An 18,723-nucleotide genomic window follows, 5' to 3' on the forward strand; every position below is an offset into this window, starting at 1 on the left:
CAACGTCAACGATGCACCCGTGGTCGCCACGCCAATCCCGCCGCAAAGCGTGGCACAGGATGGTGGCTTCAACTTCACCGTGCCTGACGGCACCTTTAGCGATCCAGATGGTGACACGCTGACGCTCAGCGCTACTCTCGCCAACGGGTCACCGCTGCCAAGCTGGCTGCGTTTCGATCCGACTATCGGCACCTTCTCCGGCACGCCGGGCAATACGGATGTTGGTACCTTGGTAATCCGGGTAACAGCCACCGACGGCAGCAATACCTCCATCAGCACCAGCTTTGGCCTGACGGTGACGCGCAGTCTTGTGAGCGGCGATCCGCAGTTCAAAGCTAACGACGGTATTGGCCGGACACCATCAGCTAGCGATACACGCCAGTTGTCGGCGCAAGATGCCATAACAGCACCGCCGACATTAGGTGGTTTGATTGCCAATCCTTCACTCGGCAATTTCACCGTGGGTAGCGACGGTGCACCGAAGTCAGTGATGTCTGCTATTTTCGCTACCGGACGTCAGAACACCGAGGGAGGCTCCCTCCCAGCTAGCCAGGTGGCCAGCACTTTCGGACGTGGCGTAGCCAGCGGCATTGGCATTAATTTCGACAGCACACTAGGTTCCTTCCCCAGCTTCAGCAAAGATCCCGCGTTAGGCGGCACCTCATCGCTGGCTAGCGCATTCTCGGGGATCTATCTGCCTTCACTGACGCCAATGGAGGTCTTCTCCAGTGGCAGTTGGAAGGACATTCCGCTCGATAGAGTAAGTAACACAATGAATAGCACCGATGACGGCACTGGGCGTTCCGTGGCATTTACGCCTTCGCTAGATCGGCAGCTACAACAGATAGGTGACTCGGAACTGCAACGTCTGGCAGCTATTGAGCAAGCATTGCAGGAAAGTGGTCAGCAGCAAGGATAACCCTGCACCACTGTGCAGCAAGCAGCGATACGCCAGGCGATCGCAATAACAACCAGAACCATCACAAGAACAAAATTGGTAATAATGACAATGACGAGGAGCGGAATCGTGTTAAAGGGTCGGAAACTATTTAGCCTTAGCGCCATCGTGCTAGCCGCCAGCGGCTGTGCCGTAACCACCCAGCCGATCAGCAAGGTCGAAAGCGGGCAACGCAGCCAGCAGGACCGAGTCGCCATGTTCAGCCAGCAGGAGCCGGTTACAGCACCGATCACGCTGTATGATGCGATGGCGCGTGCGCTGAAATACAACCTCGAATCACGCTTAAAGGTGATGGAATATGCGCTGAGCCAGCAGCAGGTGGATCTGGCACGCTACGATATGTTGCCGAAACTGGCGGCATCTGCGGGCTATGTGGGACGCAATAATATGAGTGCCTCCAGCAGCCGCAGCGTGGAAACAGGACGTACCTCTCTGGAACCGTCCACTTCACAGGATCGCGACCGCGATGTGGCCGATCTGACTATGGTGTGGAATGTGCTCGACTTTGGCGTCAGCTACGTTACCGCTCAGCAAAAATCGGATCAGCGCTGGATAGCCGAAGAGCGTAAACGCAAAGTCGTGCACACCATCCTGCAAGACGTGCGCTCCGCCTACTGGCGCGCCGTTGCTGCCGAGCGTCTCTTGGGACAGATTGACAGCCTTATCGCCCGCGTTAACGCCGCACGCGACGCGAGCGAGCATATGTCATCACAGCAGATTGGCGATCCGATTGAAGCACTAAGCTATCGGCGCGCGCTGATTGACGCCACGCGCCAACTGGAAGAACAACGCCGCGCGCTGTCTCTGGCTAAAACGGAGCTGGCAACGTTGATGAATCTGCCGCTGGATACGGCCTACAAACTCGCGTTGCCACAGAGCGGTGATGAAGTCGTACCGCAGTTGAATGTCGATGTGAAGGTGCTGGAAGAGACTGCACTGGTCAGCCGCCCGGAGCTGCGCGAGCAGGATTATCAGGTGCGAATTCATGCCGCCGAAACCCGCAAAGCGCTGCTGCGTATGCTGCCCGGCGTGGAAATTAGCGCAGGCGGCCACTATGACAGTAACTCCTTCCTGGTCAATAACAGCTGGGCGGACGTCGGAGTAAAAGCCACTTGGAATCTGTTTAACCTGTTGTCCGGCCCGGCCGCACGTAAAGCGGCGCAGGCTAACGAGTCGGTGTCGGAAATTCAGCGTCAGGCGATGTCGCTGGCGATCATGGCGCAGTTATACATCGCCAGAGCCAACTTTAATGAGGCACAGAGACAGTATAAAACCAGTGCAGAATTGCGCGATCTAGACACCCAAATCGTCGAACAGTTGCGAAACCGCTACAAGGCCAACAGCATCGGCGAATTGCAGCTGATTCAAGGTGAGCTAAATGCCCTTAACGCCAGCCTGCGTCAGGACTTGGCCTATGCAGAACTACGCAATACCTATGGCCAGATATTCTCAACGATCGGATTGGATTTACTGCCGAAATCATTGCCATCCGATAGTCTGGTAGATATCAGCAAGTCACTGCGCCAATCTGACACCAACTGGCAGCAGGGTAAAATCAGTACATTACAATCGTTCTGATAGCCGTGTGGCAATCGTGTATTGCCACCGCCGCTTTTTACGCAGACACAGAGGGCAGCAACGCTGCCCTCTGTGTCTTTCAGACTTCGGTCAGGCGTTTACGATCGACCTTGCCACTACCCGTTTTGGGCAGCTTGTCGAGCACCACAATGCGCCCTGGCACCATGTAAGCCGGCAAGAACTGGTGTAACTGTTTGCGCAGCGCCAGTTTGGTCATCTCTGAGCCGGGTTTATATTCAACGTAGCCGACCAGTACCGCCTCATCCCCTTCCCCCTGAAGTTTGACGGCCGCATCCTGCACCTGTTCGATGCGTTTTAATTGTGCCTCGATCTCCCCTAGCTCGATGCGAAATCCGCGTAATTTTACCTGATCGTCGAAACGCCCGAGATATTGGTAACGATCGTCCGCCAGCAGCCGGACTTTATCGCCCGTGCGGTACATCCGCTGTCCCGACTCCGCCTGTTGAATAAAGCAGTCTTGCGTCAGATCGTCACGCTGCCAGTATCCACTGCTCAGTGCGTCACCGAGGATGCACAGTTCGCCAACCATCCCTTCCGCCAGCGGATGACGATCGTCGTCGATCACCAGATGCTGATAGCCCACCAACGTGTTCCCCAGCGCGACCGTGTGCTGGTTCTCCAACGCTGCGCTATCTATTTGTGCCATCTGCGACCAAATCGTCGCTTCAGTTGGCCCATAGCAATTCCATAACGTCCTGCAACGGCTGACCAAACGCTGTGCCAGCCGCAGATCCAGCGCTTCGCCGCCGCACAACGCCACCAGATCGGGTTTACCCTGCCAACCCGCTTTGAACATCATGCGCCAAAATGCGGGCGTGGCCTGCAATACGTTGATTTCCGGTCGAACCTGTAAATACGCCGCCACTGCTTGCGGATCTTTGTATTCCTCATGCGTGGTCAGGTGCAGCACGCCACCGATCCACAGCGGGGCAAACACTTCCAGCATGGAGATATCAAACGCCAGCGTGGTAATCAGCAGCCAGTTGGCGTTATCCGTTAAAGCCAGCCGATCTACGCTGGCATGAATAAAGGTTTGCAGCGCCCGCTGACCGATCACCACACCTTTCGGTTTCCCCGTCGAACCAGAGGTAAACATCATGTAGGCCGCCGTTTCCGGTCCTCCGACCCGTGCCAACTGTACGCTCGCCGTAGAATCGCTGGCGGCATACGGTAAATCACACAGATTCAGTACCGGGCAGTTAAACGCCAGCGACCCACCGGTATAGCCGTCCTGCAAGACCGCTGCCAGTGCTGCTTCTCGCTGAATCGCTTGTAGCCGCTCTCCCGGAAAATCCGGCTCCAGCGGCACAAACGCTACCTGAGAAAACAAGCAGGCCAGCAGCGCCGCTACCGTGTCAGGCTGCCGACTGAGATGCAGCCCCACACGCTGACCAGCAGTGATACCCTGCGCCGCCAGCACCTGTTGAATCAACGCCACGCGTTGCAGCAGTTCCCAATAGCGAATTTCGCGTTCCTGAAAGGCGATCGCCACACGATCCTGACGCGTTTCCTCAGTAAGACGCGCCAGCAGTTCATCGTGCAATGCGAGCGTCGTCGCTCTATGCGGTAGCGGTGCCACCTGCGGGCTGAGGCGAATCTGCGTCAGCCGCTCCCAGCGCTGTGCCAACAGGCCATCGAGTAGCTGCGTGAGATGACGAGACATACGCTGTAGCTGCTGATTATCGAACTGCCCATCAGGTGTCGTCAGAATTAACCGATCATTCTGCACCTGTACGATCAGCGCCACTTTTTGCACGCCTTCAGGCAACGATGCCGCATCTCCCGCAATTAGCAGGCTGCTAAACAGCGCATGCTGAGTTTCATCAGTCAGAACTGCGGACGCAGGCTGTGAATCGCACGACGATCCCACCTCTGCGGTCCACTCGCTGACAAGACGATCGCGCTGGTGGAAATGAGCGATCAACGGCCTCACGTTATCAGGAAGATCGGACGTAACGAACGCAGCACATACCTGTTCTTCACCACTGTATTTGTACAGTAGCCAGCTCCACGCCGCACACACCAGCGATGTAGGATACTGACGGGACAGCTCACTGCTGTGGCGCTGTTCACCGTGCGCGGCACCCGTCCGCTGCCCGAAGGCTGTCGGTTGCTGAATATCTACCAACAGATTCCCGATGGCATCGTTACTCCCTGTCATGACAGCGTTTCCTCATTGGCAATCGCCCTCGACAGAGCCAAATACTCGCTCAGCGCCTGTGGTGACGGGTAGCGCTGCAAGAGCGCAACATTTATCGGCAGCGCTAATGCACGGCTCAGCGCCTGTGCCAACGCAATACGCTGGAGCGAATCGACACCGCTTTCACACAGCGTCTGCGACCAGAGGCCAGATTCAGCGAGATGCAGCGTCTGCGCCCACACGCGCAGCAGCAGTTGAGCAGACGGCGTAGTCGGCTGGCTAACACCGCTATGCGGCGCGATTTTCTGTGCAGCCGCTAAACCTGTCGCTTTATCATGCCCGATAATCTCGGCGGGCTGCTGTGGCGAACTGTTCACCAACGCGACCACATCGTCATGCCAGCGCATCAGCACCCGACGCGCCTGCGCACTATCCAGCGCATCGGCATCAAACTCGAAGCGCAGCAGCATACAGCCCGCCTGCTCACGCACCACCAAATTCAGCGGCATCTCGACTTTTTCATAGGCGGCGGAGAACTCGGGAGATAGCCGATGCGGTTCGTCAGCGCGTTGGCCCGGTTCTGCTTTCACATCTGGATAGTTTTCATAAATAAACAGGCTGTTGAACAGACGCGGACGTCCGGCTGTCAGCGCAATCAGCGACTGCGTGGCATGCTGATTCATCGCCATCAATTCATTCTGCAACTGCACCAAATGCTGTTGCAGCGACACGGACTGCTGCCAACTCAGCGCCAGCGGCAGGCTGTTGATGTACAGACCTACGCTGCTCGCTACGTCCTCCACCGGACTTTCCCTGCCCGACAGCACATTCCCGACAATACTGACCGCATCGCCGGTCGACCGCGCCAGCAGCCGGTGCCAGGCGTATTGCGCGATAATGCTGTGCGTAACGCCCACCTCGCGGGCAAAGGCGATGAGTGCAGCCTGATCCTGTTCGTTCAGGCTCACGCTGGTAACCTGCGGTTCAATCTGCGTCAGGTGCTGGCTGAGATCGGCGCGTTTCCCCGCCGCCGCAAACAGCATCGCTACATCGTTGGTCTGTGCCAGCAGCGGCTCCCTCTGCTGCCAGAAAGCCTCGACAACGGGCTGCTGCGCCACGGCGTGCAGCGTATAATCCACATAAGCACGATCCACCTGAATCGCGGGCGCTTCGCCGTGCATCAATATCTGACTGTTCATCAACATCTGATAGTCACGGTGCACCGCCCCCAATAGCTGTGGCCCGCTCCAGCCATCGATCACGCTGTGGTGGCAGCTTAAGAGCACCTGATAGTCCTGCTCGCCCAAACGGAAACAGGCAATGCGCAACAGCGGCGGCTGTGACAAATCAAATCCGGTGCGTAAATCCTGCTGACGATAGCGTTCGATGACCGCCAGTGGATCGGCATCCCGCATCAAATCCTGATAGTAGAAAGGCAGGTCTGCCTGCTTCACAATCACCTGTACGCAGGCACACTCGCTCTCCAACGCAGCACGCAAAGCAGGGAAACGCTGAATCTGGCGCTGCCACGCCTGACGATAGCCTGCCACATCCAGCGCCTGCGCATAGCGAATCGGCGTTTGTAGATGATACGCATCATCCTGCGGACAACGCAGACGGTGATACAGCATCGACTGCTGGAGAGATGACAGCGGCAGCAGTGTATCGATGTCATAACGCTGCGACAGGCTGTCGAGCTGCGTCTGGCTCAGGTTAACGGCCGGGAAATCGCTGGGGGTAAAGACGACTCCGTGACGTAGCTGTGCCAGACAGGCTTTCGTCAGCGCCCGCAGATTTTCCGTCAGCCTCGCCATCAGGCGTTCGCTGTCGCGCTGGTTGAGGCAACCGACCTGGCGCAGCGTCAGCTGTCCGCCCGTAATACCACCGTGAAGGCTGATAATCTCTGCCGGTTTATTCTCCGACGATACACAGACTCCCGGCGCGACATCGACCGGACGCCACACGCCAGCCGCCTGAACCGATAGGCCAAGATAGTTGAATACAATCGGCGATAGCGTCAGCGAACCGCCCTGCGGGTGATGGTAGCGCAGCGGGTTAAACCCAACGCCTTTGTCCGGCACCTGACGCAGCCGTTCCTTGCTAGATTGAATCAGGGAAGTCCAGTCAGGCTTATCTTGCAGACACACTGGATAGGTGCTGGTAAACCACCCGACAGTGCGGCTGACATCCAGCGTCGGATCAATCGTTTCGCGACCGTGTCCTTCCAGCATGATACGTGCTTTATCGCCCCAGCCGAGATCGTTTAGCGTGCGCATCAGCGCGGCCAGCAGTAAATCGCTGACGTCGGTATTAAAGGCACGATTGGCCTCGCTCACCAGTTGGCCGGTGGTTTCCGTATCCAGCGTCAGCATCGCGGCGCTGGCCTGGCCCTGTGGATCTTTCACCGCCAGCAGCGCCGTCTGATCCACGCCGTCTTCCTGCGCCTGCCAGTACGTCAGCTGTTCTGCATGTTGTGTAGCGTAGTTTTGCAGTGCCGTCCCCCACTGGCGATAGCTCGACGTTTTAGGCAGCAGCGGTTCACCGAGGTACAGCCGCTCAAGATCGTCGACCAGAATGCGCCAGGAGACGGCATCAATCACCAGATGGTGGAAAGCGAGGAACAAGGCAGTGTCCGCCTGTGGATGGTGTCGCACCAGCGCACAACCCATCGTTCTTCCTTGGGCGGGATCGAATTCACTCTGCAACGCGGTAAGCGCCTGCTGTAGGCCATCGTCGCCAAGCTGGCGATAATCCAGTGTCGACACAACAGGACAAGGCACGTCTGCCAGATAGCGTTGCCCTTCGGCATCACAGGCCAGACGCAGCGCGTCATGTTGCGCCATCAGCGCCTGCAACATGGTGGTAAGCCGTCTGGCATCCACCTCTGGTAATTGGATCATCGCCGCCTGATTCCAGTGTTCAGGACGTACCAGCGCTTGATCCATAAACCAGCGCTGAATCGGCAGCAGCGCGAATTCGCCTTCCAGCGTGCCCTGCTCTGCTACGATACCGACATCACGATTATTCTGCGCCAGCACGCGACACAGACGCCGCACGCTCTTCGCTTCAAAAACGTCTTTCACCGTGCAGACATAGCCTGCGCTGCGCAGTCGCGTCGTCAGTTGGATACTGAGGATGGAATCACCGCCTAAGCGGAAAAAATCATCCTCAACGCCCAGCGGCGTATTCAGCACGCTGCGCCAAATCGCTAGCACGTCCGCTTCCAGCGGATTATCGGCTTCACCGTCGCCGTCATTCGCTTCCAGCACCGGCGGCAGCTGTTTCGTATCCAGCTTGCCGTTTGGCGTCAGTGGCATCTCTTCCAGCACAATCAACCGGAAAGGCACCATGTATTCCGGCAGGTGCTTCGCGACATCAATCAGCACGGCAGCAGGTTCAGGGGTGCTGCTACCTACTTTCACCGTGCCATAAGCGACCAGCGCCGGACGACTCCCCACCGGCGCCACAATGACTTTAACCTGCTTCAGAGACGAGCAGACCGCCGCCAGCTGTGCCTCGATTTCACCCGGTTCTATGCGATAGCCACGCAGTTTGATCTGCTCATCAATACGGCCACAGTATTCATAGTCACCGTTGTTCAGCAGTCTGGCTTTATCGCCCGTGCGATAAATGCGCACGGTCACCGTACCCAGCCCCGTATTGTTCACGTCGTGTAGCGTGATGTGCTCGAAGCGGCTGGCGGTCATCTGCGGTTGATTAAGGTAGCCACGCGCCAGACCAAGTCCCGCAAGGCATAGCTCTCCCGGCACGCCCACCGGACACAGCTGTCCAGCCGCATCCAGAATCAGCGCCTGAATATGAGCGATGGGCTTACCGATGGTGACAGGCTGACCTTTACGCAGGCGGGTGCTCAACGCCGTAACGGTACACTCCGTCGGCCCGTACATGTTGTACAGCGCAACCTTATCGGCCCAGTTTTCCACCACGGCATTCGGGCACGCTTCACCGCCCATGCCAATGGCCTGAATGCCGTTAACCTGTTTGGGATCGAGAATCGACATCAGCGCTGTTGGCAGGATCAGGTGCGTCGCCCCTGCCTGTTCCGCCTGCACAATCGCCCGATCGTTGGGTTCGCCAAACGCCAGCGTGCCACCGCTGCTCAGCGGCAACAGCGTCGTCATGTTACCGGCGTCAAACGACAGCGACATGCAGTTGAACATGGTGCTTTGCGGCGTGAACGCGATGCGATCGCGATGATCGTCCAGCAGATTGATCAGCGAACCGTGTTCGATCATCACGCCCTTCGGCAGACCGGTCGATCCCGAGGTGTAGATCACCTGTGCCAGTTGCTGTGCATGGCGCAGAATGGCTGGCGGTTCATCGCCCGGCAGATCGTGCCACTGCGCGGCAACCGTAGGATCGGTCAGATCGATACACTGCTCGGCTGACCACTGCGCCAGTGGTTGCCCATCACCACCGAGAATGACGGAAAGATTGGCATCGGTAATGATGTGGCGTAGCCGCTCTGGCGGGTAATCAGGGTCCAATGGTACATAGGCTGCGCCTGCTTTCCAGACGGCCAGCAGCGCAATGACAAAATAGCGATCGCGCTTCGCCAGCACGCCGACCAGCGACTGCTCACCCAGCCCCAAGCGGTATAACCAATGTGCTAGCTGGTTAGCCTGCCTATTCAGCTCAGCATAAGTCAGCGAGTCAGCGAGACTCTCGCCATCAAAGGCAACGGCCAGTTGCTGTGGATCGCGCTGAGCCACCGCTTCAATCACGTCGGTTACCGTCAGTTGCGGCTGCGGATAGCTACGCGGCAACTGCTGTGTTTCCGCCAACACGGCGGCAAATCGATCCGCTTCCATCAGCGGCAGATGCCAGACATCGGTTTCCGGGCTCTCCACCACGGCTTCGATCAGCCGGATAAAGCGGTCGGCGTAGTACTGGATCGTCTGACGCTCAAACAGCGCAGTGGCAAACAGCCAGTCCAGCCGTACTTCGCCCATCAGTTCCGTCACTTTAACCGAGATATCCGTCTTCGCCGGCAACACCGGCGAGGTTTCCTCCGCCGCATCACAGCCGGGGATCAGATCGTTAAAATCCACTTTAGCCTGATAAACCAGCATCACCTGAAAGATCGGGTTGATCGCCGTGGTGCGATCGGAACCGATCGCTTCACTCAGCGCTTCAAAGCGATAGAGCTGATGATCGAAAGCGGAGAGATCTTGCTCACGGCAGTATTGCAGGTAATCGACAAAGCTCTGTTGATCCTGCAACTGGGTGCGCAGCACGATGGTGTTAACGAAGAAGCCAACGACATCTTCGATATCCGGCCGCTCGCGGTAGGCCAGCGGTGAACCAATGACGATATCTTTCTCACCGCTGATGCGCGCCAGCATCAGGGAAAACACCGCATGCAGGCCAATGAAATTAGACGTGTTGTAGCGCTGACACAGACGCTTAAATTTATCCCACAAATCGTTGTTAATCGCGGAGAAGATCACCTCACCGCCACTGTTCTGGTGTGCCGGACGCGGTTTATCCAGCGGCAGGCTATGTACTTCAGGAATACCCGTCAGCCGCTCAACCCAGAACGGTTTGAATTCATTGTGGTAATCGAGAAACGACGCAGAGTTAAACCAGTGTGCGTAGTCGATATAGTTAAGCTGCGTGGTCTCGACGGGATAGGGTTGGCGGTTCTGACAGGCCAAAAAGGCCGGCTTGAAGTCCGCAAACATATTCTTCACCGACCAACCATCGGAAATAATGTGATGCTGGGTGATCATCAGAACGTGCACCCGTTCGTTCATCGTTACCAGCCGCACACGGGTGAGATCGCCTGCCGTGAGATCGAACGGACGGCTGATTTCCGCTTTCACCTGCTGTTGTAAACGCGCCTCCCGTTCGGCTTCCGGTAACAGTGAGAAGTCATCATGCTGTATCACAAACGGCTGATAGGCATCGATACGCTGCTCACCCTTGCCCTGTTCATTGACCACAAAACGGGTGCGCAGGCTGGCATGGCGCTGTGCCAACGCGTCAAAGGCAAACTCCAGTGCGGCCACATCCAGCGTGCCGGTCAGACGAAAATAGACCGGCATGTTGTAGAGGTGCGATTGCTCTTCGTATTGCTCGATAAACCACAGCCCACTTTGCGATGATGACAGCGGGCCAGACGTCGCATTCTGCGGCGCGATGGGGCGTTCAAACGCCTGTTGCGCCGTCAGGCAACGCACGATGGCGTCCTTGTTTTCCTTAATCGTGCGCCCAATCTCTGCCGTGATCGCGTCTTTATTGGACTGAGAAACCAACTGCCCTTGTGCATTTAACGCCAGACGAACACCCTGCCGTTCCAACTGCTTTAACAGCGTTACGATATCTTTCATGACTTGTCACTCTCTTCGCAAATCAGGCCGTCAGCGTTGCCCCGCCGTCCACCACCACGTCCTGCATGGTGATGTGGCTGGCCAGATCGGAAGCCAGAAAAACCACGGTATTGGCGATCTCATCCGGCTGAGCAATCTTACCCAGCGGAATTCCCAGCTTGTACTGGTCAGGAAAGCCCGCGATAGTGCGCTGCTCGGCATCAGCGCTGTGCCACATGCCGCGCTGCATCGGCGTATCCGTCGAACCAGGCGATACCAGATTGCAGCGCACACCGTAAGGCGCCAGCTCCAATCCAGCACAGTGAGACAGACTGGTAAGCGCCGCTTTCGAGGCGCAGTACGCCGCCATCTGTAGACGGGGGACATGGGCGGCATTAGAACCGACGCAAACAATCGCACCGCGACGCTGCTGCTTAAAGTGCGGAACCAGTGCGTTCAGCAGATAAAATACGCCGGAGGCATTGACGTTAATGCACTGATGCCAGTCGTCCACACTCAGCGCATCAATGTCACCTAAACGCAGAATCCCGGCGGCGTTAACCAGAACATCAAGCCCCGTTTCCGCCAACTGCTGACGGCACACCGCCGCCACGCGATTCGGCTCGCTAATATCCAGCGTCACGCTGGTAAACGGGCGATCGTTATACGGTTGAAATGCACGGTCGAATCCGATCACGTTCGCGCCCAGCGCGACAAACTGGCGGGCAATACTTTCTCCAATGCCGCTCGCCGCACCGGTTACCCACACCGTTTTCCCACTGAAATCAAACTGAAGAGGTTGTGCCTTGTTCATCATTTTCCCTACCACACCATTTCCACGCTGTTTTCATCCTGCGACAGCCTGTCATCCAGATAACGGCAGAAGTCGCTGAGCTGTGGGTGATCGAATACATCAGACACTTTGATGCTGACGGAAAATTCAGCAGCCAGACGATTAACAATCTGAATGGTCTGCAATGACTGCCCGCCCAGCTCGAAGAAGTTATCCCGCGATTGAATCCCCGATACACCAAGGATCTGCTGCCAGATAGCGCTGACCCGGTTCTCGGTTTCGTTGGCCAACGCCTGCGTAGGAGCTTCATCGCAGTATTCCGCCAACAGACGTTTGCGATCGACCTTGTTGGAGCCGGTTTTCGGCAACTGGTGGAAGGCACGGTAATCCGTAGGGATCATCGCAGGCGGTAGCACACTGCTCAGACGCTGTTTCAGCGCACGAGCATCGATTTCTCCCTCTTGCGTCGCGACAAACGCCACCAGACGCCGCACTCCGTTGGGATAAACCATGCCCTGCACGCAGGCTTCGTCGATATCAGGCTGTGCCAGCAGATGAGCTTCGACTTCCCCTGGCTGAATCCGATAGCCGCTGATTTTAAATTCGTTATCCATCCGCCCGAGGTACAGCAGCCGCCCTTTTTCCAGCCGTACTCTGTCGCCCGTGCGGTAGGCAGGCCGTTGCCGATCGCCCACCGCCAACGGCGCAAACGCCGAGTGCTCCGTGCCGATATAACCCGCCGCCAGCGTTGGCCCCAGTAGCACCAGTTCCCCTTCTGCCGCAGGGCGGTCACCCACCGCCAAAATCAGCGCGTTGACGCCTGCCAACGGCAGACCGATAGGAAGCTGTGCCACATCGGCAGACTGCGTTTGCAGATCGCAAGTGGTCGCCACCACCGTGGTTTCTGTTGGACCATAGGTGTTGATTAAGCGCAGCGTATCCGGCGCATAGCGTTGCCACTGCACCAGTTGTTCGGGATACACGGCTTCACCGCCAATGATGATGGCACGCAGAGCAGAGGGCATCGCCAGCGTGCCGGTTTTCAGCCCGATTACCCATTCGTTCCAGAATGCGGTCGGCAGATCGAGCAACGTAATCGCCTGTGCTTCTACCTGCTCAACAAAGGTCGGAATCGATTCCAGCATCTCATCGGTGCGCAGCACCAGCGTCGCACCGCTGGTCAGCGTGGCAAAAATCTCTTCAATGCTGGCATCAAAGTTAAACGGGGCAAATTGCAGCACGCGATCCGTTGCACGCAGGCCATAGCGTTGGCGTGCCGCCGCCGTGAAGTGATCCAACGCGCTAGCGCCGATCTCCACGCCTTTCGGCAATCCCGTCGATCCAGAAGTAAACATGACATAGGCAATCTGTCCTGCTTTCGACTCCACAGTAGGCATAGCCACGGCCTGCGCGTGGGATGATAAAAGATGCCCTGCCAGAACGATCTCACCAGAAAAAACGGAGGCTAGCCGATGCTGGTAGTCCGCCTGCGTCACAATCGTACGCAGCTCAGCAATCTGGATAATGTGCTGCTGCCGTTCGCGTGGCTGTTCAGGGTCGAGTGGCACATAAACCGCGCCACACTGCATCACGGCCAGCAAACTGATAATGGTTTCCGGGCTACGATTCAGCATAATGCCGATGCGTTCGCCGGACTGTACGCCACGCTCATGCAACGCCGCGGCGGCCTGAACGCTCAGATCCAGCAGTTGCTGATAGCTGTATTGCCGATCGCGCTGCACTAACGCGATATGATGCGGGTTTTTACGCGCAGCCTTGGCAATCGCCGTCAGAACGGGTTCAACAAACGGCTCAGGCTCACGGCTAGCGATCAGCGCCAGTTCACGTTCTTCACGCAGCCAGCGTTCTAGCAGTTCGCCGCTGGTTTGCTGCGGCTGCGCCAGCCAACGCTGAAGCAGCGTGAACAGGGTTTCTTGCAGGCTGGCAAGCGCTTCCGCGCTGTAACAGGCAGGATTGGCATCAAAGTCCAACACCGGGGTGCCATCCGGTTTAAAATGGATCTCGATCGTCAGATCTTCTACTGGCCCAGCGCTGAGATTCAGCGTGCTGGACGACAGCGATCCGTAATTGAGCGGATGATCGAATGGCATGATATTGATCAGCGGCCCGAACAGGCGCTGTTCACCGCCGACGCGGTTCAGATCGCGCCGTAAATGCTCATAGCGATAATGCTGATGACGACGCAACGTGCGTTTGGTGCGGGCAACCTGCTGCGCCAGCGCCACAAAATCCGCCTGCTCATCCACCTGAATGCACAGCGGCACGATATTCATCTGCATGCTCGGCACCGTCAGCGAGGCGGAACCGATTCGGTTCATCACCATCATGCCGAACGTCAGTCGGTCGCTGCCGGATACCAGTTTCAGGTGCGTCGCCAACATCGCTAAAAATAGATCCGGCCAGCTGATTTTATTGCCTTCACACAGCGCCGTTAGCGGCTGCCAGAGATCCGCAGGCATATCACAGCTTTGACGCAAAAAACGCGCCGCTATCGGCGCTTTCTTCTCGCTGAAACTGACCGGTTCCGGCATCGCATTCAGCGTTTCCAACCAGAAATCACGCGCCTGTGCTGTCTGCCCACGGGTATCGCGCTGCCGTTCCTCTTCCAACACCTCGCTGAATGGGCCAAACTCGGCCACCGGTGCAGATTGTCCTGCCGTCAGCGCGCTGTAGATCTGGGCGATACGTTGAAACAGCATCGTGGTGCCGAAACCGTCCAAGGCAATGTGGTGAACGCAGCTGTAGAGAAAATCACGCTTTTCACCGCACAGCAGCGCAAAGCGGCAAGGTAATCCGTTTAGCAAATCCAGCGGCTGGGAGATTTCATCACGCGCCCACTGGCGTATCGTCTGCTCTTCATCCGCCATCGGCACAGGCAACAGTTCGACAATCGGCAGCACGCCAATCGGAACGGGTAGTTGCGAAGCGACAAAACCGATCTCTGGTTGCTCTGCATGTTCACCCGCAACCTCAACAAACTGGCAGTACAGGCATTCGCATTCCATCACCGCCTGACGGATTGCGCTTAACATGGCTTCAATATCGATTTTGCCATCAAATGCGATGCACTCCGCCGTGTTGAACGTCGCCTTATCCTCGTTCAAGGCATGGCCTAACCACAGCCCGCACTGCGCCACGCTCAACGGCTTCATGATACGGCTCCCTGCTGTTTTTCGATCAGCGCCCACCAGGCATTCAGGCTGGGGTTACGCGCCAGATCGACAAAGCTCAGCGTCACGCCCTGATTGCGCCATTCGGTCAGCAGCGCCATCATACGCACCGAGTCCAGGCCATAGTCGATCAGATTTTCATCTTCATCGAACTGATCGTCTTCTTCGTCGATCAAACTCAGCAGATGCGCTCTCAGCCCTTGTTTCGTGAGTGCCTGTGCCATTTTTGCTCCTGTGAGTTCTGCTGTGCTAATCACCCGTCCGGCGCGCGTCGCCACATATTTCAGCGCCATCTGGTGTTCCTGAAGTGAGAAATCCGCAATCGCATCGCCGACCATGAAGGGCTTGATATCGCGCATGAAGGCATCCGTCGCGGTAATCATGCAGCCGATATGCCCATAAACACCGCAGATAATCAGTTGATCTTTGCCCATCTCTTTCATCATCGGTTCCAGCGGGGAACGATGGAATGCGCTGTAGCGCCATTTCACCAGCACGGTGTCATGTTCATCGGGTGCCAGTGCGCTCACAACACGCTGTTTTTCAGGATGATTATTCAGCCCTGCGCCCCACATATCGTTCAGCAGCGCGCGGTCAGCCGCGCTCTGCGCGTTAGGTTGCGCGGTATACACCACCGGAACGCCCTGCGCTTTGCAGTAGGCTCGCAATGCCGCAATGTTTTCAATCAGCTGTTGCATCAGCGGACTGTCCGCGCCATAGAAATTCACGAAATAGTCCTGCATGTCGTGAATCAGCAGTACCGCACGCTCAGGTTCAAACGCCCAGGACACCTTGTTGTCTGGGAAATCCTGTGCGCACGGCAGGGGATACGAAGCAATAGAAGGGATTGCCATCACAAAATCCTTATTTATTTTGAATGCTAAGTTGGGTCTGAATGCGCTGACGGAGTGATTTCTTATCAATCTTGCCGACGGGTGTGACGGGCAAGGTGTCGATCATCTCGAAGCGGTCTGGCAGTTTGAATTCAGCAATACCCTGATTCCGCAGATATTTTCTTAATGTGATGGCTTTCAGCGAAGGATCGCTGACCACCAGAAAAGCACAGCTCTTTTCGCCCATAACCGGGTCAGGCATGGACACCAGCGCGGCATGGAGAATGCCGTCATGCTTGAGCAGCAGGTTTTCGATTTCTTCGGCGGCAATCTTTTCTCCACCGCGGTTGATCTGATCTTTCTCCCGCCCGACCACGCGCAAATAGCCCTCTTCGGTCATTTGCACCACATCACCCGAGTGATAGAAACCTTCTCCGTCGAAAGCTCGGGCATTGTGTTCCGGGCTGCGGTAATAGCCACGGAAGGTGTACGGACCTCTCGTCGCCAGCAGCCCCGCCTCGCCTCTCGGCACCGGATTACCATCAATATCCAGCACTTTCACCTCATCGTCCGGGCTCATCGGGTAGCCTTGCGTGGTGAAGATATGTTCATCGCTGTCATCCAGTCGGGTGTAATTCACCAGCCCTTCCGCCATCCCCAGCACCTGCTGTAGCTGACAGCCCAAGACTGCCGGGATGCGTCGGGCAACGGCTTCACTTAACTTCGCGCCCCCCACCTGCAAAACCTTCAGGCTACGCAACGCCGCACCAAACTGCTCTGCCGCCTGAACCCACAACGCGGCAGCGGGCGGCACCAGCGACGTAATATCGATCTGATGGCGCTCGATTAACGGGAAACAGGTCATCGCTCCCGGATCGGACGCCAGCACGACGCGTCCACCAGCGTAAAATACGCCGAGCGAACCGGGCGAACTTAACGGGAAGTTATGCGGTGCGGGCAACGCGCACAGGTAGCGGGTTTGTGGCGTCAGCTCGCAAATTTCTACGCTACGACGCACGCTGTAGTAGTAATCGTCATGGGTGCGAGGAATCAGCTTCGGCGTACCGGTACTGCCGCCAGAAAGCTGGAAGAAGGCGACCTGCCCCGACGCGGAAGGCTGATACTGACTGCCCGAAGCATTCAGTTGCAGCCAGTCAGTCAGACTGTGCCCTAGCGGGCTGTCGCCGAGCATCACCACCGTTTGCAGGCGAGGAACCTGCGTCTGTAGCCGATCCAGAAACTCACCGTTGCCAAACAGCGGATGCTCTGCTGATGCAATCAATAAGCGTGGTTCGATCTGCGTGGCATACGACAGCAGCTCCAGCTTGTTATGACTGAACAGCGCGTTAACTGGCGCGACCCCCATTTTCAGCAATGCAAAAAAGGTCAGGTAAAATTCGGCTACGTTTGGCAGTTGCACCAGCGCGGTATCGCCACTGCGCAAGCCCTGTTCCGTCAAGCGAGATGCCAGCGCGGAAGACTGTTGGTCCAGTTCCCGATAGCTCCACTGACGCTCACCGCACACGACCGCAACGGCATCCGGCTGCGTCGTCAGGTGGCGCTCCCAGGCGTCCGTTAACGGCAAGCCGACCCAATAGCCTTTCTCACGGTAGCGCTGTGCCAGCGCCTCTGGCCAGGGCGTAAATTCAATGCTCATAGTCCATCCACACCTGAGTTAAGCCCAAATGCATTCAGCATCGTGTTTAATTTGGCAGCGGTTTCAGCCCATTCATCCTCGGGGACGGATGCCTCAACAATGCCCGCGCCAGCAAACAGGCGGACTTTATTGTGTTTGATGGTGCCGCAGCGAATCGCGATCGCCCATTCGCCATCACCGTTGGCATCACACCAGCCGACAATGCCGCTGAATACGCCACGGTCATGCGGTTCCAATTCTGCGATCAGCTGGCGCGCTTCCTGCGTGGGGAAACCGCAGAGTGCGGGGGTGGGGTGTAGCTGACAGGCGACCTGAAGCGCTGTCATCTCAGGGTTCACCAGCTCGCCTCTAATCGCCGTGGACAAATGCCACATTGAAGCGGTGCTCATCAGCGAGGGGACCGATGGAATGGTTAACGACACGCACAGCGGCATCAGGCGTTGGCGAATGTCGTCCACCACCAGCTTATGCTCGTGCTTATCTTTGCCAGAATTCAGTAAACGCTGGCTGTTCAGGTAGTCCAGATGTTCATCGCTCATCCGTCGTGCCGAACCCGCCAGCGGATTAGAGACAATCACACTCCCCTGCTTACGCAGCAGCAGTTCCGGGCTGGCACCCAGTAATACCGAACCATCCGGCAGCGGCAGCGAGAAGTGATAGCCACCCGCATTCTGTACCATCAGGTTGTTGAGGATCGTCTGAGCCTTAACGGGTTCCGTCAGCTCAATGTCCAGAATGCGCGACAGCACCGCTTTGCTTAGTTCACCGCGTCGGAACCGCTCAACGGCCTCTGCCACAATGGATTTGAACTGAGATTCATCAGGAACACTGTTTAGCGTTGATGCTTTAGGTGCCGCAGTCGTGTACTTACGGGCGCGGCTAACGAGTTCCGATTTCGTCGTAACGGTGTAGCTATCAGGCACATAGAGACAAGAAGGTTGTGTGGTATCAAAGGGGATTGCCCCTACAACAATAGGCAGCGACTGCCCTGCTTGACGCGCGCGCTGAAACGCCTGCGCGATTGCTGAGCTAAGCCTGTCATCGTGCGAGCCCGGAGTACAAACAGGGGAAGAAATACGTTCAAATAAGCCGGAAGTAGAAAGGCTTCGGTGTTCCGATGCATATAAAAAAGCGGTCTGTTCTGAATAAGTTAGCCCGCTAAATGTTTCAGTTTCTGTAATCAGTGTATCCACAAGACAGCTCCTGCGCTCGCAAATTAA

General features: G+C 56.9%; 9 protein-coding genes. 2 read left to right on the forward strand and 7 right to left on the reverse strand.

What is annotated here, in order from left to right:
* Together A6301_RS19915 and A6301_RS19920 are read left to right on the forward strand one after the other, a co-directional pair.
* On the forward strand, nt 1–919 hold a 919-nt coding region (locus A6301_RS19915), incomplete at its 5' end, for a putative Ig domain-containing protein (RefSeq protein ID WP_234258559.1).
* Nucleotides 920–1,027: 108 nt separating this feature from the next.
* Nucleotides 1,028–2,536 (forward strand): TolC family protein, encoded by a 1,509-nt coding sequence (locus tag A6301_RS19920; protein ID WP_107170846.1) that lies wholly within the window; start codon nt 1,028–1,030, stop codon nt 2,534–2,536.
* A gap of 79 nt (nt 2,537–2,615) precedes the next feature.
* Here A6301_RS19920 and A6301_RS19925 read toward each other — a convergent pair whose 3' ends face one another.
* Genes A6301_RS19925 through A6301_RS19955 form a run of 7 tightly spaced genes read right to left on the reverse strand, consistent with a single transcriptional unit; the run spans nt 2,616 to nt 18,696 of the window.
* The gene (locus A6301_RS19925) at nt 2,616–4,718 is read right to left on the reverse strand and encodes an amino acid adenylation domain-containing protein (protein ID WP_234258560.1); all 2,103 of its coding nucleotides are present in this window, start codon (nt 4,716–4,718) and stop codon (nt 2,616–2,618) included.
* Complete coding sequence (locus tag A6301_RS19930) at nt 4,715–11,050, reverse strand: non-ribosomal peptide synthetase (protein WP_234258561.1); 6,336 nt, start codon at nt 11,048–11,050, stop codon at nt 4,715–4,717. Before A6301_RS19930 ends, A6301_RS19925 begins: the two co-directional genes overlap by 4 nt.
* 22 nt (nt 11,051–11,072) lie before the next feature.
* Entirely contained in the window at nt 11,073–11,846 is a 774-nt protein-coding gene (gene dhbA, locus A6301_RS19935; protein WP_234258562.1) for a 2,3-dihydro-2,3-dihydroxybenzoate dehydrogenase, read from the reverse strand.
* A 5-nt stretch (nt 11,847–11,851) separates the two neighbouring features.
* Complete coding sequence (locus tag A6301_RS19940) at nt 11,852–14,995, reverse strand: non-ribosomal peptide synthetase (RefSeq protein ID WP_234258563.1); 3,144 nt, start codon at nt 14,993–14,995, stop codon at nt 11,852–11,854.
* Nucleotides 14,992–15,867 (reverse strand): isochorismatase, encoded by an 876-nt coding sequence (locus A6301_RS19945; RefSeq protein WP_234258564.1) that lies wholly within the window; start codon nt 15,865–15,867, stop codon nt 14,992–14,994. The genes A6301_RS19940 and A6301_RS19945 overlap by 4 nt, the downstream gene beginning before the upstream one ends.
* A 10-nt stretch (nt 15,868–15,877) precedes the next feature.
* Nucleotides 15,878–17,503, reverse strand: coding sequence for a (2,3-dihydroxybenzoyl)adenylate synthase (locus tag A6301_RS19950; protein WP_234258565.1), 1,626 nt, complete (start codon nt 17,501–17,503; stop codon nt 15,878–15,880).
* Complete coding sequence (locus tag A6301_RS19955) at nt 17,500–18,696, reverse strand: isochorismate synthase MenF (protein ID WP_215484113.1); 1,197 nt, start codon at nt 18,694–18,696, stop codon at nt 17,500–17,502. The genes A6301_RS19950 and A6301_RS19955 overlap by 4 nt, the downstream gene beginning before the upstream one ends.
* Between the last annotated feature and the right edge of the window lie 27 nt (nt 18,697–18,723).

Source organism: Pectobacterium sp. IFB5596 (assembly GCF_021432585.1).
In the GTDB taxonomy this organism is placed as follows: Bacteria; Pseudomonadota; Gammaproteobacteria; order Enterobacterales; family Enterobacteriaceae; genus Pectobacterium; species Pectobacterium punjabense.

Excerpts from the sequence above, each read along its gene's own strand:
- A6301_RS19925 (WP_234258560.1), bottom strand. The coding sequence starts at position 4,718 with ATGACAGGGAGTAACGATGCCATCGGGAATCTGTTGGTAGATATTCAG.
- dhbA (WP_234258562.1), bottom strand. The coding sequence starts at position 11,846 with ATGATGAACAAGGCACAACCTCTTCAGTTTGATTTCAGTGGGAAAACG.
- A6301_RS19930 (WP_234258561.1), bottom strand. The coding sequence starts at position 11,050 with ATGAAAGATATCGTAACGCTGTTAAAGCAGTTGGAACGGCAGGGTGTT.
- A6301_RS19945 (WP_234258564.1), bottom strand. The coding sequence starts at position 15,867 with ATGGCAATCCCTTCTATTGCTTCGTATCCCCTGCCGTGCGCACAGGAT.
- A6301_RS19950 (WP_234258565.1), bottom strand. The coding sequence starts at position 17,503 with ATGAGCATTGAATTTACGCCCTGGCCAGAGGCGCTGGCACAGCGCTAC.
- A6301_RS19940 (WP_234258563.1), bottom strand. The coding sequence starts at position 14,995 with ATGAAGCCGTTGAGCGTGGCGCAGTGCGGGCTGTGGTTAGGCCATGCC.